11 protein-coding genes are annotated in these 16275 nt (G+C 41.7%); 4 read left to right on the forward strand and 7 right to left on the reverse strand.

Going from position 1 to position 16275, the window contains the following annotated elements:
* Nucleotides 1-2: 2 nt before the first annotated feature.
* From NPE20_RS07280 to NPE20_RS07305, 6 genes are all read right to left on the reverse strand, one after another.
* Nucleotides 3-3383: a TonB-dependent receptor gene (locus NPE20_RS07280; protein WP_256537950.1), complete on the reverse strand. Its 3381-nt coding sequence runs from the start codon at nucleotides 3381-3383 to the stop codon at nucleotides 3-5.
* Nucleotides 3384-3512: 129 nt separating this feature from the next.
* Nucleotides 3513-4769: a FecR family protein gene (locus NPE20_RS07285; protein WP_256537951.1), complete on the reverse strand. Its 1257-nt coding sequence runs from the start codon at nucleotides 4767-4769 to the stop codon at nucleotides 3513-3515.
* Nucleotides 4770-4880: 111 nt separating this feature from the next.
* Nucleotides 4881-5474: an RNA polymerase sigma factor gene (locus NPE20_RS07290; protein ID WP_256537952.1), complete on the reverse strand. Its 594-nt coding sequence runs from the start codon at nucleotides 5472-5474 to the stop codon at nucleotides 4881-4883.
* Nucleotides 5475-5842: 368 nt separating this feature from the next.
* On the reverse strand, nucleotides 5843-6082 hold the full coding sequence (locus tag NPE20_RS07295; RefSeq protein WP_256537953.1) for a 4a-hydroxytetrahydrobiopterin dehydratase: 240 nt from the start codon (nucleotides 6080-6082) through the stop codon (nucleotides 5843-5845).
* Between the two features lie 107 nt (nucleotides 6083-6189).
* Nucleotides 6190-7446, reverse strand: coding sequence for a YeiH family protein (locus NPE20_RS07300; RefSeq protein ID WP_256537954.1), 1257 nt, complete (start codon nucleotides 7444-7446; stop codon nucleotides 6190-6192).
* Nucleotides 7447-7733: 287 nt separating this feature from the next.
* A complete protein-coding gene (locus tag NPE20_RS07305) occupies nucleotides 7734-8231 on the reverse strand; it encodes a molybdopterin-binding protein (protein ID WP_256537955.1) in 498 nt (165 codons plus the stop codon).
* Nucleotides 8232-8553: 322 nt separating this feature from the next.
* Here NPE20_RS07305 and NPE20_RS07310 point away from each other — a divergent pair, with 322 nt between their 5' ends.
* Genes NPE20_RS07310 through NPE20_RS07325 form a run of 4 tightly spaced genes read left to right on the forward strand, consistent with a single transcriptional unit; the run spans nucleotide 8554 to nucleotide 12969 of the window.
* Nucleotides 8554-9384 (forward strand): hypothetical protein, encoded by an 831-nt coding sequence (locus NPE20_RS07310; RefSeq protein WP_256537956.1) that lies wholly within the window; start codon nucleotides 8554-8556, stop codon nucleotides 9382-9384.
* Between the two features lies 1 nt (nucleotide 9385).
* A complete protein-coding gene (locus tag NPE20_RS07315) occupies nucleotides 9386-10615 on the forward strand; it encodes a hypothetical protein (protein WP_256537957.1) in 1230 nt (409 codons plus the stop codon).
* Nucleotides 10616-10619: 4 nt separating this feature from the next.
* Entirely contained in the window at nucleotides 10620-11642 is a 1023-nt protein-coding gene (locus NPE20_RS07320) for a glycosyltransferase family 2 protein (protein ID WP_256537958.1), read from the forward strand.
* A gap of 37 nt (nucleotides 11643-11679) precedes the next feature.
* Nucleotides 11680-12969 carry a phenylacetate--CoA ligase family protein gene (locus NPE20_RS07325; RefSeq protein WP_256537959.1) on the forward strand — a complete coding sequence of 430 codons (1290 nt, stop codon included), beginning with the start codon at nucleotides 11680-11682 and terminating at the stop codon, nucleotides 12967-12969.
* A gap of 29 nt (nucleotides 12970-12998) precedes the next feature.
* Here NPE20_RS07325 and NPE20_RS07330 read toward each other — a convergent pair whose 3' ends face one another.
* Complete coding sequence (locus tag NPE20_RS07330; protein ID WP_256537960.1) at nucleotides 12999-16259, reverse strand: glycosyl hydrolase; 3261 nt, start codon at nucleotides 16257-16259, stop codon at nucleotides 12999-13001.
* Between the last annotated feature and the right edge of the window lie 16 nt (nucleotides 16260-16275).

Genomic DNA, 16275 nt, shown 5'->3' on the forward strand with positions numbered 1-16275 from the left:
TATTAAAAATTAGCGCTTAAACCAAAACTGTAAACCTTAACCTGCGGGTACACACTTACCGTTCCAACAGGCGATTCTACATCAAAGCCATCCCAAAACCTATCAAGCGTAAAGAGGTTTGAACCATTAACATAAACCCGTAACTTTTTAATACCAGCCAAACCAGATATGGAAGCAGGGAAAGTATAGCCTATCTGTACATTTTTAAGGCGCACATAGGAGGCATCCTTCATCCAAAAGCTTGAGTTTTGTTCATTGTTAGATTCGCCGAATGCCAGGCGTGGGTATTTAGCATTGGGGGTTTCGGGTGTCCAGCGGTCTTTATTAGGTTCAAGTATAGTACCTCCTAAATTCCCTACACTAAATGGCATTATTCCGGGCCCGTATAAATAAGAATTGCCTTTTCCAACGCCCTGTAAAAGGAAGCTTAGATCGATGCCTTTATAAGAGCTGTTAAAATTAACACCAAATGTATAGCGTGGAATAACGCTACCCAAAACCACCTTGTCGTTATCGTTTATTAAACCGTCATTGTTTTGGTCCTTATACTTTAAATCGCCTGGGGCAACTGTGCCAAATTGTTTTGCATGGCCGGCAACATCCGCGGCATCTTTAAAAAATCCCTCGGCCTGTAAACCATAAATAGAATTGTAAGCATAACCCTCACGGCTAACCTGACGCTTGTTTTCGCTTATCCCACGCATATCAACCACTTTATTTATTACATCAGACAGGTTTACGTTTATGCCATATTTAAATTCGTTGATATTTCCTTTATACCCTATAGCTAAGTCCCATCCCTTGTTACTAATTACCCCGGCATTCTGGAACGGAGCATTCAGGCCCATAATTAAAGGGACATTCAGTGTTAAGAGAATATCTTTTGTTTTCCTACTGTAGTAATCGGCGGATATGGTAAGGTTAGAAAACAAAGTCATGTCAATGCCGATATCAGACATTTCTGTAGTTTCCCAGCTGATATCTGAATTGGCCAGGTCATTAAGTGCTGCTATATTCACTATCTGGTTGCCTAAAGTACCCGAACCCAAGTCGACAGATGTTACGTATGGATAAGTGCCAATGTTTTGATTACCTAAGCGGCCCCATGATGCCCTTAACTTTAACTCATCAACCACGCGTTTAAGTGGTTCCATAAATTTCTCCTCAGATATTCGCCATCCGGCAGAAGCTGAAGGGAAAAAGGCATACTTATTACCTTTAGAAAAACGTGATGACCCATCATATCGGCCATTCACTTCTAACAGGTATTTTTGCTTATAATCATAATTTATCCTGCCAAAAAACGAGCGCAGTGCCCACTCTTCGGATGTACCGGTGGTTTGCTGATTCACAGCCGAACCGGCATTTATTACCGGGTAATTTGTCAATACATAGGTATCACGAAAGGCGCTTATATAATCATTGTGATAATCTTCCTCCGAAGCGCCTAAAAGCACTTTAAGAGTATGAGCGCCAAATCCCTTATTAGCAGTAAGTGTGGCCCGCATGTTGTTATAAATTGAGCGACTGTTACTTTCTGTTAATGAAGTTAAAGCAGGCGATCTATAACCTATTGTACCATCGGGATAATAGGTTTGAATAGCTTTATTAAAGTTTTTACCAATAGACTCTCCCAGCTTAGGTGCAATGGTAAACTCGGCAGTAAGCCAGTCTACCGGGCGATAATTAAGGGATGCATTGATAATTCCGGATGGGCTTGTGGTTTGGTTGGTGCCACCATCTATACTTGCAGCAACCGGATTAAGTCCATTCCACCCAATCCCCCATGTACCGTTAGAATTTTTTGCTAACTGGTTGGCGGGGATACCGTCCATCTGGTTAAATACATTTCCGGTACCTATGGCTGGCTCTTTAGTGATGCCGTTTACAAACTGAAGATCGAATTTCATACTCAGCTTTTTTGAAAACGTTATATCAGTATTATTACGAACGGTATAACGCCTGTAACCCGAGTTTTCTATGATACCTTTTTGGTCAAAATATCCAACCGAGGTAAGTACACGGATATTATCCGATCCACCGTTAATATTTACAAAATGACTTTGCTGAAAACCCGAACCGGTTAATACCTCTTTTTGCCAGTTTGTGTTGGGGTATTTATCAGAACTTACCCCGTTCTGCAAACGGTATTGTTCAATTAAATCATTTGGATATAGTTGGGTTCTGCCTACATTGGTGTAGGCTTCATTCATCAGCAGCATATGGTCGAGTGCATTCACCACATCGGGCATATTAGTTGGCTTTTGCCAGCCCGCGTAACTATTATAGGTTATGCTGATCTTTTTACCCGAACCACGTTTAGTAGTAATTAAAATAACACCATTGGCAGCACGCGAACCATAAATAGATGCTGATGCGGCATCTTTTAAAATGGATATCGATTCAATAATATTGGCATCAATGTTATTCATTGTGCCTTCTATACCATCAATCAATACCAAAGGGTCGGCATTACCAGTTGTTCCAACGCCCCTGATACGAATAGTTCCCGCATCCCCACCGGGCCTACCCGAGTTTTGAATAACGGTTACCCCAGGGGCTACCCCGGCTAAAGCCGCAGACGTTTGGCCTACCGGGCGGGTATCAAGATCCTTACCAGACACTACAGAAACCGCGCCGGTTAAATTGACTTTCTTTTGCGTGCCATAACCAACAACCACCACTTCGTTTAAAGCCGAGGCCCTTTCCTTAAGTTGAATGGTGATGGTGTTTCTTCCGTTTACTTGTACCTCCTGTGTATTAAAACCTAAATAACTAAACACTAAAGTGCCGTTACCATCAGGGGCGTTTATCGAATAATTACCATCTATATCGGTAGTTGTACCTATAGTTGTCCCATTAAGTTTAACATTAACCCCGGGAATCGGCCTCCCGAGCGTATCGGTTACTTTGCCTTTAATTATAAACGCAGGCAGTGGCACTTCAGATACTTTTTGTGTTGTTTTAGGCAACCTCCTGATAACTACTGTTTTTTGATTAATAGAATAGGTTAATGGCTGCCCGGCGAAACATTGTTTAAGCGCATCCTCCAACGAAGCATTTTTAAACTCGGCATCAACCGGTTTAGTCCCTTTCATCATTTCATCGGTGTACAGAAAGTTGTAATCCGTTTGCTTTCTAATCTCTTTCAACACATCTTCCAGCGAAGCATTTTGTTTGTTAAAGGTTACTTTTTGCGCATCGGCCGCGAGGCTGATTTGCAGAAGCATGGTAATCAAAAAAGCAAATGTTAAATTTATTCGCATAATGATCTTTCTTTTATTTGCCGAGTTGCAGCCAAAAAACTTCGATTTGGCAACGATAGGCGTTTTGTCGTGGACATAAGCTGGGAGCTTATACCCGGTTTGAGTAAAAAAATTCATACATTTGAACGTTTGGTTTTTAATTGGTTATTAGATTGTTAGACGACGATTTATATGCTAATTCCAGACATTTTGAGGTTCCGCCTGCCAGCGGAACCTTCATATTTCCAGACGCATTAAAAGCTTTTCTTATGGCATAACTATTATCCTTTTCTTTCCCGGTTCTGCCGGATCGTTTTCTGTTTTAAAATGAACGGCCCCTGTTAATTGCAGCACATCCAATATTTGCGCTACATCGTTAAATCTTGATATTGTCCCTACAAATCTTTCTTGCGTAACATTCCCTTCGTATTGAATGTTGATATCATACCATCTGGAAATCTGGCGCATAATACTGCCAATATCTTCATGAGAGAAAATAAAATAGCCATTCTTCCAGGCAATAGCCAGTGTGGCGTCAACATCTGCAATTTGAATTTGGGTGCCAACCATCGCCTGTTGCCCGGGCTTTAACAACTGCGAATTATTGGTTTTCGATTGAACTACTTTTACGCTGCCCTCTAATAAAGTGGTTTTTATTGCGGCTTCATCGGCGTAAGCGTTAATGTTGAAGTGGGTGCCCAATACCTCAACTGTTTGGTTATTTGTAATTACCTTAAACGGTATACGGTTACCTTCACGCCCCGCAACAGAAGGGCTGCTGAGCTTTGCTATTTCGAAGTATGCTTCTCCCGTAAGTTCAACTACGCGCTCCTTATTTGAAAATGCAGCCGGGAATTTCAATGAAGATGCGGCATTAAGCCATACTTTACTTCCATCAGATAAAGTTACCTGGTACTGCCCACCACGAGGGGTAGTAATAGTATTATATAATGCAGGTGCATTGGCGCTTAACTGGTTTGATGCATTATATACAATTTTGCCACCTACTGCTTTGCGGATATCAATATTAGCCTGTTTAGCTAAGATACCATTTTGCGCGTCGCCCAGTATGATATGTGAACCATCGGCAAGGGTAAGTACAGCCTTGTTACCGCCCGGCAGAATTTGATTTTTTGATGTGGGTTTAGTTACTGCAATTTCCTGCTTTTTGCCGTTTGGGCTTGATAGGAAATAGGTTGCAACTGAGACAATCAGTATAAAAGCGGCTGCTATTGAAGCCATCTTTTTAAAAGACGGCCACAGTGTTTTTACGGGTTTAGCTTGTTCACCTTCCTTTTCTAATGCGTCAATTCCTTCCTCAATACGGCTGGCCAAATGCGGATGCAGCATTGGTTCCTCATCCGAACTTCTTTGAATAACAAACTGATATTTATCAAGTATCTGCTGCACCTCATCTAAGGGGGCAGTATTTAACCATTCAATAAATAATTCATGTTCCTCTTTTGTATGCCGGTTGGCTATGTACTTTTCCAGGAACTCATTAAGTGATTTTTCGTCCATCATTATGGTAGAGACGAACGGGCCGGACAAAAGAACCCCTCGGGGCGAATCTTTTTTTTATTTAATATGATTGTAACTACAGCTTAAGGAAGTTTTTTCTTAATTAGCGTACTATTACAACTCAAAAAGAGAGATAAACAGCCCTAAAAATAGCGTAAGCTCGGCGTGCTTCTGCAAGTATGCTTTAACAAAGTGCAAACCCATATATAGTTGTTTTTTTACAACGAATTTTGAGATATCCAATCTTTCGGCTATCTCATCAAGGCTAAGATCTTCTTTAGTACGCATTTCAACTATTAACTTCCTTTTTTCGGGAAGTAAGTTTATTGCATCCTGGGCTATCTGATAATACTCTCCATAAATAATATTAGACTCAAGTCCTTCAACGGTTTCTTCAGTATCGTCCTTTATCTTCAGGAATATTTTTTCCCTGGTTTGATTTCTTCTTATTTCGTCAAGCATGAGGTTCTTGGCGCATTGATATAAATAGGCTTTAAAACAATTGATGTTTTTTAACGATGCCCTGCGCTCCCATATTTTTATAAAGACATTTTGAACGATATCTTCACTTGTCTCCTTTGATTTTGTAAACAAGTATATATAGCGGTAAACACTATTAATATATCGCGAATAAAGGACAGTAAAGGCTGTGCGCTCGCCTTCAATAATACGAAGTATTAGTGCCCTTTCATCTTCGTGTCCGGTCATTTATTAAATAGGTTAGTAATAATTGGTAACCAAATGTAATAAAATTAATATCATGTACTTATTTAAAGTAATTTCCATTTGTCCAAAATGCCCTATCCCTCCGCAGATATTATCATTAAAAACGAAAACCCTGTAAATAAATAACTTACAAGCTTTTTCGTTTCATTATTCATATAGTTATTGGCCAAATACCTTGTGTGGAATGTTAAGTCTTATGGCATATTTGATGCCCGGGTAAATTATGATTTTGTAAAAACGAAGCTCAACCTGAAAGTGGGGGCCAGTAATTAACTAACCAATATTATAATTCGTTTTTAGGCGACCCTGCTATAGGTGGTTTTTATTACACCATGCTAACTTATAACTTGCTATAGCATTAAATTATCAATTGCCTCGGCCAGCGCTCTATCCTTTTCAGTAACAATATCGCCCTGGTCATGCGTTGATAACCAGATCTCTACTTTATTCCATTCGTTTTTCCAGGTTGGATGATGTTGATTAGATTCTGCCAGCAAAGCAACCCTGGTCATAAAGGAAAAAGCTTCAGAGAAATTCTTAAACTTAAATTCCTTATATAATTTGTTATCAATTTCCTGCCAACTTTTCATTACCTCTTTTTTATAGAATAACCAACTTTAGGCCAACATGTTTTAGGTTAGCAGGAGGCACAAAATTGGATGTATGCGTATGATCACCGGCCTTTGCATGAACCATATTAAAATAATATCCAGGCGATGCCCAGGGTAACGAAAATATTGAAGGTTTGTGCTATTAAAAATGCATATAAAGGTTTCTTGCTGTTCTCGTTAAACAGATCGGCAAAATTGGTTTCCAGGCCAATGCTGGTAAAAGCCAGTGCAAACCAAAGTCCTTGCAGGCTCTTTAAACTGTCTTTAACAGCGGTGATTGTTGAAGGGCCTACTACAAAAGAAAACAATAAAGAGGCGCCTATAAAACCTAATACAAATTTTGGAAACCGTTCCCATATCACTCCCAGGGTGGGTTTGGTGTCTTTATCTTTTGCTGACGGATGTTTTGTATAGGTCCAATAAATGGAAATAGCAAAAGCTGCAAGGCCAAGTAACACATTCTGAGAAAATTTAACAATGGTACTGATCTTCAAGGCAGCTTCGCCAACCAAAGTTCCCGATGCTACAACGGCACCTGTAGTATCAATACTACCACCCAGCCATGCGCCTGTAACTTCCTGCGAAAAATGAAAATAATTGGCAATGATGGGCATAAAGATCATCATAGGAATAGCCGTAATAAGCACCATAGAGATCACATAGGATAACTTTTTTGAATCTCCTTTGATCGCTCCCGCGGTGGCAATAGCTGCAGAAACACCACAGATGGATACAGCACTGGAGATCATCATGGCTATTTCATCGTCAACCTTTAGCTTTTTACAAACCCAAAAAGCAAAATACCATACCGAGGTTACCACCAGCAATGCCTGGATCAAGCCCAGGGAGCCGGCCTTTAATATATCTGTAAAGATCACCGAGGTGCCCAGCAAAACCAGGCCGACTTTTACAAACAATTCGGTTGACAGGGAATTTTTGAGCCAATCGGGAAGTTTGAAAAAATTGCTTATAATTAAACCTAATAACAGACTAAAGATCACGGCTTCCAGATTCAGTGCCTTTGCCTGGCCGCTTCCGGTTAAAATGAGCGCGATAATAGTGATGAGATAAACCAAAGGAAAACCCAATATATAATTCCTGATAGATTTCCCGATAATTAATGCGCCTACCCCGCCGATGATCAACACAAATACAAATTGAGTCAGGATCTTAATCAGGTTGTTGGCACCCAATACTTTCGAGGTGAGTTCGGCGCCACTTGTCCACCCAAATGCAGGTACAGGTACAAGCAAACCAGCAATAGCCAGTACAATAATTAATGAGCCTAAAATTACTACTGTCCAGTCTTCGTGTAAGGTAAATTTAGTGGTGGATGACGACATAGTTGTTATTTTTAATAATAAATAGGTTTATAAATTAACGCAGATGTTAATACATCTTTAAGTTTAAGGGTGCGCCCGGCCGAATGATATCCACACATGTACACCACCATCCGGTGGTGTGGAAGATAAACAAATATAAATTCCTTTTGCAAAAAAGCACAGTAGGCGATCTGGTAATACGGGCCGGGTAAATAATTGGCCAATATCAATTATGCCAATAATTAAACATTAACAGAAGTTGATTTTATTAACGACGGGGCGATTTAATAACCACTAAAAATATTACGTTATGGTTTTTTAGCGGTAAGTACATCCATACTTGTCACCCGCATAGCGCTACGGGCAGGTTTTTTATCTCCCGGCACAATGAGTCGGAAAGGTCCGTAATTTGCGGCAAGGTCTTTACCGTCTTCCTTATTAGCCAGTATAACTGTTTGATCTGTAAAAGCGGGATCAATCTCTGGTAGTGCGAGCACTATCTGGTAGCCATCAGCAGCAGATACCAAAAGATATTTAGTCAGCGATTTCCCACGGAGCTGGTTATTCGGTACCGCTTCTGCTTTGGTCAGGATCTCGAATACCGAGATGCCTGAGTATTCGTGTTCCTTTCCATCTTTCGATTTAACTTTTACGCTCACCCGTTTCATTTCAGCGAATGTTGCCGCTGTTATTTTAAAAGGTTTTGCTACATCGCCGCCCACAGCAACTTCTGCACTTTGTGCAAGTAACCGGCCGGATAGGCCGAAGGAAAAGAATGTTAGGATGAGTACTGATAGTTTTTTCATAAAATTAGGATCGATAATTCAATTCGTCCGGGCCAATTGTACGTATGCCATTTACTTCGATATACAATTTTCCACTATACTGGTATTTCATTCTGAATTAGTAATGCGCTTTGAAAATAACCAAAACAAATAGTTTAATCAAGCGATACATTATAATCTCAATTCTAATAGACCGGAAAGATTAAAAAGGGTGTTTTAACCCTCGCAAATAAGACATTTAAGGGTGTGCTGGTGTACTCCATTTTAGGGAGATTTACATTAACGCTGATAATAAAATCATCAGCATTAATACTTTTTTATCACTTACCTAATCCTTACACGAATGACAAATTTACTCTCCATCATCCTTCCTGTGCTTGATGGCATGGCTGAATCCCCTCTGAAACAGCAGCTGATCAAGTATTTTCCTATGCAGGCAGAAAACTTCGCGACTATTGAGAACAGCTTTACTTTACTTACATCAACAGCACCTGACCCCGACCGTTTGAAGCCATTCTTCCATAGCTGGAGCCAAACCAATAACAGCGCAGTAACTGTAGCGGGGTTAAGCAACCGGATGACCATGCTTATCCATAAAAACATGCCTGTAGCAGATGAGCCACACTTATTCAGATCAGTAGCTAACCTAAACCGCATTGTGGATGAAGACCTTGCCGTTGTAGGAAAAGTTTTACACTCTGACCTGTTTTACGCCATGGCTACCAATATTTGCGGCGATGACGAATGGTTATCCAGAAAATATCTTGATGAAAGCGCCAAGGCCTTTAAAGCCTGGAAAGATCGTAACTCTTTAAGAGATAAAGATTTGCTGATTGGCTTGCTAACCACGCTTGTACACGAAATTTATACGCATGGCGAGGTTGAATTCATCCTTCCTAAATTCACAAATTGGCTTAATGCTGAGTTTGATCTTTCTGCAACTGATACAAAAAACACCCTTGCATGGATTAGTGTGCATTGCGGGCCTACTGAAAAGAATCATTTCTTTTACGCGGTGAGCTCTATTATGCATTATATTAAAGCGATGGACGTGAACTTGGAAGATTATGACCTGGAACAAATAGTTGCAGACTACCTATCTAAAAAAGCACTGGTAATGGAAACTATAAGCTCACGTTTGAGCAGTGTTGACAGTTTAGCGGAAGCTGTTTAATATGACAAAAGAACTTTTCTATCCGGAACAAGCTACTGACGGAACCCTGTTGAAAGAGTTGATGACGCAATACTATGGCAAGTTACCTTTTGAGGGCGACACATTTTCTGCTGTGCCTGTGGTAGTAAAGCCGCAATACCTTGCCCAAATGGATCGCTTATGCCGGGTACTTAACAGGGCGCTGGTAAATATTGTCTCTGCTTATTTTAGTGATGAGCGAATAAGGGCGATATATGATCTGGATGAAGAGATGGAAGGTATTTTAAGGGTAGCTGCAGAAAAGCCTTACACCGTTGGCCTTTACCGGCCCGATCTTTTACAGGACGAGAGCGGACAGGCAAGGATCTGCGAGATTGGCGCACGCTACCCTATTAATGGCTGGATGATCAGTTACTACCTTAACCTTATTTGCCGAAATTCAGAAGTGATGCCCCGAAAGGAATTGCAGGCCGTACCGGGACAACTGGAGTTTTTGCAAACCTTGTATGATACTTTCGAGGCGAACCAGCCGGTAATTTTAGTGCACGATAACGAAAAGGGAACGGAGGTATTTAACCTGCTAAACGAATTTGATAAAAAAGGGTTAAGCTCCCTATCTGCCTCCTCTACTGATCTTAAGCTTCATAACGGCCAGGTTACGCTTAACAACAAGGCAGTTTCCCAGTTTATACTTGAAATGGATCGTGAAGAACTGAGGAAATTCTCGCCAGATGTTCTGCACCATATAATTCGTAACGGAATCTATTTTAATGATGTAAGAACATTGATACTGGTGCATGATAAACGTGTGCTTGCTGCCTTGTATGACGAATCCATCATGGCCGATCATCTTTCGGAAGAAGATTACTTGTTTTTACGCCCCTTTCTTATTCCCACCTTTACGCTTAGTGAAACAGCCAAACGCGAAGAGGTTATCCATTCGAAACAAAATTGGCTGCTGAAGCAGAATAGCGGAGGCCGAGGTATAGATATTTATGTAAAAGATGAATGCACTCCTCAAGCATGGGCAGATGTTGTGGACAATAGATGGCCGGAATACATGGTTCAGCAATATGTTCAGCAACAACAGTTCGATTATATGCAAAGCCCGGGTATTAACATTGTAGGTATGCTGTTATGTTATAACGACCGCTCTTTCGGGCCGGGCTTGTTCAGGGGAGCGGCAGGCTGCGTAGTAAATGTACATAACGGGCGGGCGGTGATCTTCTCTCCTATGGCATTAAAAGCGTAATGGCATGACACATTCTGTTATAATACCGTTATTTAACAAGGCTGAGTATATCACCGAAACACTGCATTCGTTAATGATGCAAACAAAGCAGCCGGATGAACTTATTATTGTTGATGATGCCAGCACAGACGGCAGTCTTTTAATTGCAAAAGACTACCTGCAACAGCATGCCGGTTCTTTTGGGCATTGCCGTATAGAGGTGATTGAACTTGCGGAAAATGGCGGTCCGGGCCATGCCCGCAATATAGGCATGGCCCAGGCAAACGGCGAACTAATCAGTTTTTTAGATGCGGATGATCTTTATCATCCGCATTTGATTTCTGTGGCTGATAACATGTTCTGCACGGAACATCTCGATCTTTTAGTGTTGGGTATGGCGTTTATTCCGGGTGGTGAGAGCTACCCGGATACAGGCGCGCTGGACAGGTATCTGCAACCGATAAAAGAAAACTTATATCTATTAAAAGATCCGCTAAAAGCAGTTACCTCACCGCATTTTATTTTGGGTGTAGGAAGCAATGTGATCACTAAAAGCAAATGGATCAGGCCGGTACAGTATCACGTTCAGTCTTCTTTAAACGAGGGGATAGATTTTTGGTACCGGGTACTTAAAAATATCCATGCGCAAACAACAGGGAAAATTGGCCTGCTTACCGGTGATTTGCTTAGCGTGAGGGAAGTTAAGGGCAGCCTATCGCGCAAAACCTATACACATTTCAGAGAGATCGCACTTCCGCCGGTGATATCGCGATACAAAAAAAGTAAGGATATCAACGATAGACTGCTAATGGGTATGATTGGAAAACGCTGGTATATGCACTCGATATCCAGCCTGCAATCTGCGAGGCAAAGGGCGCTTTTTGTTTTATATCACTTTTCACTGCTGCCTCAATATGTTGGCTATATTATTTTAAGACGGCTTTCCCAAAACTCTAACAGCACTACCCATGACATATTGTTAGTAAATGGTGTGAGAAGTGTTCACGTTCACGACCGTGAACACCGTCACAAACGCATAAATAACTGATAACAAGTAATTTAAAAATTAAGCTACTGACAAAACAATGGCACCATTAAATCCAAACCTGGCACAGGCAAAATGCACTAATATAATCGGTCATGCTGCACCTCCCCGCAAAGATAATGTCATTGTACCTACAAAGCTTTCACGAATTTTAAAACTCAGCATGACTGATAAAGCACTATATGATTATTACCAGATAGCCCGGGCCTCCTCGTTATTTAAACAATTTTATTGCGATTTCCCCGGCTATAGAGACGCACCTATACTCAGCAAAAAGGCCCTGGTACAGCAATTGGAGACTCATTTTGATCTTAAACAGGAAAATAGGGGTGTGTACCTGGTACGTTCGGGAGGTTCTACCCAAAAGCCATTGGTATTCCCGGTTGATATTGCCGAGAACCTGGAGCAAAGAAGAGTGCTGGCCAACGCGCTTACTGCCGGTCATGTGTTCTCTCCGCATACCGTAGCGCTAAACATGTTCGGGTACGCGGATATGTACCGCACAGCAGCCATTCTCGACGATATACTGGAAAAATGCCAGGCTACAACCCTTGCGGTGAGCGCCAATATAAAATACGAAGACGCCTATGCTACGGCGCTGCAGTTTAAAGCCGATTTTATAATGGGCACTCCTTCTAAACTATTTCTTTTCGCGCAGCACTTGAAAAAACAGGGGCAGCAATTGCATGTTAAAAACCTGCTATTTGCCGGCGAGTCGCTGCTTCCTTCTTACGTGCAGGGCTTTAAGGACCATTTTGGCACTAAAAACATTTACTCAATTTATGGATCGGCAGAAACCGGGATATGGGCATGGTCGGATTATTCCGGCAATCCGTCTATGTTCCAAATTATCGATGGGATAATTGCAGAAATAGCAGAGCCTGATGCAGAGGGATTTGGCAATGTTATCGTTACCAATCTGCTTCGCAAACGCTTCCCGGTTTTCCGTTATAACCTTGGCGACATCGGCCGGTTTATTATAAAAGAAGGTATTAAGTACCTGGAATTGAAAACAAGGGAAACAGGCTCGTTTTCGTTGTACGAAAGCAATTATTCCCTGGAAGATTTCAAGGAAGTTTTACAGGATGTAGATCGCTTCCAGATCCAACTGGTTACCAACAAAGATCTACACGTGGAAGTGAAGTTTTTGCTGGTAAAACCACTTTCAGGTGAGCAAAGCCAACTGTTTGCCAGCCATAAAAAAAAGCAAATAATGAGCGTACTGGGCTACGAGCTAAAGCACCTGGAAGTATTAGCCGGTGTTGATCTGGACTTGTATACTGACCAGGTTACCTGCAAGACCCCTCTCATTGCAGATCTAAGAAAATAGGTCTTTATAGCTTAAAATATTAAAGTATGTTAATTAAGATTGACGGTTTCAAGACTTACCGGGCCTAACAAACCAGATGCCTGCAGTTTACTTTTTGTGTTGTACGAGTTGTAGATTGTCCACGTTTTACGCTCAGCCACTGGTAGTCCGCTATCACCAATAAGTCGGTTCACCCATGTATTTACTACTTTGATCTCTATCAGATTTTTGCCCTTTTTCAGCACAGAGGTAACGTCGATCTTATATGGCGCTGTCCAAACCCCGCCTAAGTCTACTCCGTTAATTTTAACCTTGGCTATTACGTTAACCATTCCTAAATTTAGGAATACCTGTTCTCCTTTTTTCGTCTTTTTCCATTGAAAAGTATTATGATACAGAGCAGGCCCCGAATAAAAACGGATGCTGTCATTAAGGTTAACTGACCAATCTGTAAGCGTTTTAAATACTACAGGGGCAACCGGGCCTCTTAATCTATTATCAAACTGAACCGACCATGGCGTGTTGATCAATAAAGCCTTTAACGGAGCAGGAAAATTTGTCGGTGGGGTCGATTTGGTTTGTGGGTCGGCTTTTTTTCTGAAAACAATAAAGGCACTTTCCATTGGCGCCAGTTCCAGCGGAACAATTGTTTTACCATCAATTTGTGAATAAGCGTTAAGACTTCTTCTGCTCCCGCTCACCGGGTCCCATAACTCTGGTACCTTACCGGCAATACGAAACTCCGGTTCAATTTTTACCATTTTCGTTTTTTGGTTAGATATGAAGTAAATAGAGCCTTCATTTAAGTCCCGGTGGATAAACAATATCGAATCGCTTTGCGTGATTTTAAGGTCGGGTTTTATCTTTATCAGATCCAGGGCCTCCTGCATGTTCATTCCACTCATAACCATCCCCTTCCCAACGGCATTGGTTTTAATATTTTCACCATCAATTTTGCCCCAAAGCTCATCAGCAAGAACGGCTACCTGTTTATCTGCCGCGGGATAATTTTGCAGGCTTGGCGATGTTACCGGCCTTGGGCCCAAAATTATCGCCCCCTGCATAACCAGCTCTTTTATTTTTAGCAACAGTTCGGGCCTGATGGTTTTTAGTTGCGGCAGTACCAGGATGCTGTAGCTCATTCCATCGGGCAAAACCAACTTCCCGTTTTTTACGGTGAGCCTGGTTTTGATCACCTCACCGTTAATGTAATCAAACGAATATCCAAAAGGCAATTTAGGATCCTGCACACCTGTCATTTTCGGTGCATCCTCACTTATAAAATAGGCAACATCGGCTACATATTTACCTTGCTGCAGCATCATGTTGCAACGCTTGATATATTTTAAAAATATATCCATATCATAGAACCAGGTATTCAATCTATTAAACTCATTACCGAAAAACGCGTTCAGCCCCGGCGCTTTATCTTCATACGGCTGGCTGATGTATACATGCATCAAGGTATTGTTTATGCCTTCGGTAAAAAAGCGGTCGGCACGTTGTTTCATCAGGGCCGGATAACGCGAATAAGGCCCCCCGGCACAGGTAAATGACTCGGCAGAGACCTTAGTTTTACCATAAATATGCGCTGCCGACGATGCCGCCCGGTTCTCTATATCACCCAGGCTTCCCTCACTCCAAAATTCACCACCAATCTCGTCCGACTGCCCGCCATATTGCAGAAACTCCCCCGGAAAACCCCAATGCCCATAATTTTCCAGCCAGGTAGTAAGGCCATGCTGATGGCTGATCTCGCGCAAACCGGCAACGTATTCATAAGCTACATTATCGGCAATAAAACGGCGCAGATCCCACAGAAAACGGTCAGACATCTCCTCGCTTCCTACAACGCTTCCCTGCAATACGGGGATAAAGGGTGTAGGGTCATATCCGTAGTGATTTGCAAACTTCTGCACAAAACCATCCGTCCAGTTCTGGCCACCTGTTTCATAGCTGTCTTCCACAGTTACACGCCAGGTTTTCCTGTCTTCGGCAGGTATCCTCCTGATTATCTCACCCAAATAGGCATTAAAATGAGCTTTGATATGTTCCTTACTCATTTTATCCGCCTCTAAACCCGTACCTTCTACTGAAGCAGGGCCGTTATGAACTTTAGTGGGAGACATCCCGGTGCGCTCAATAACCCAGTTACCTGCCGGAACATTCCAGTTTAACTCGCCATCGGCATTCATGTACCCGGATATATCAATAACTTTTGAAGGGTCTATCACTAAATCATTATTATCAACCACAGGCTGCGCCGCCCATTGATAGGCATCCCAATATGGAAAAGGCGTTTGCCACATTTTGGCCAATGTTTTTTCAATATAGTTCTCCACCATGGGCGTCGCCGACAGCTTTACTTCAGCAATACCGCTGTTTGAGGAAAATTTGTTAAATAAGATCCTAAAACTGTTTGAAGAAACCGCAGGAATACTGATCACAGCCGGGCCGTATGGTTTAAAGCCAACATTTAACTCACTGTTGCTGCGGTCTACCGTAAAATGTTTCACCGTAGTGTAAATGCCATCCTTTTTAACCTGTACATCTCCCGAAAAGTACATGGTGTTGCGGTTTGGCGTGATAAGTAAGCTTCGCACGGTGTATGGCTTTTGAACCGTAAGATCAATTGCATAAGAAGTATCTGATCCAAAAACTACACCGGTGGTATCGTTGTGATCAATGATCTTAGTAATGCCCTTAATTGCCGGTGTAACACTAACTACAGGTTTATAATCACGCAGGTCCTTTGTAAAATCAGCATCAACCGGGTAAGCAATCAGTTTTACATCCTGAAACTCGCCTTCTGGTTTGCTTAGCTTTCTGTTAAGCTTAAGCGGCCCCTTTACAGTAAGCTTTGACGATGCCAGGTATCTCATAGATTGCTCTGGTTTAACCCAGGGGCCTCCGGACTGGCTCCAACCGGGGCTGTTAAATATACCAATCTCAATATTTAGCTCGGTTGCTTTTTTTAGCGCGGCATGCAAAATATCCCACCACTCATTTGTAAATATCTTTACTTTTCCTGCGGGGACATTATCCTGCCAGATATTTCCAATAAATGCCCGGTTGATCCCAACCCTTTTCATAGATTCAAGATCACGGATAACGCCTTCTTTTGAGATGTTATCAGATATCCAGTACCAATAAATACTTGTTTGAATGGAATCGGGAACGGTTGCAAACCCTGTTTCCATTGTTGCTAACGGATCGGGCGTTTTAACGGACAGGTGTTTTTTGGTTATACAAGCAGCGAATAATAATATACTTGATAAAAGGAAAATAGAACGCCTTAAATTTTTTTTCATTAATATCTTATTTTAT

This window comes from Mucilaginibacter aquariorum (genome assembly GCF_024498135.1).
Classification (GTDB): domain Bacteria; phylum Bacteroidota; class Bacteroidia; order Sphingobacteriales; family Sphingobacteriaceae; genus Mucilaginibacter; species Mucilaginibacter aquariorum.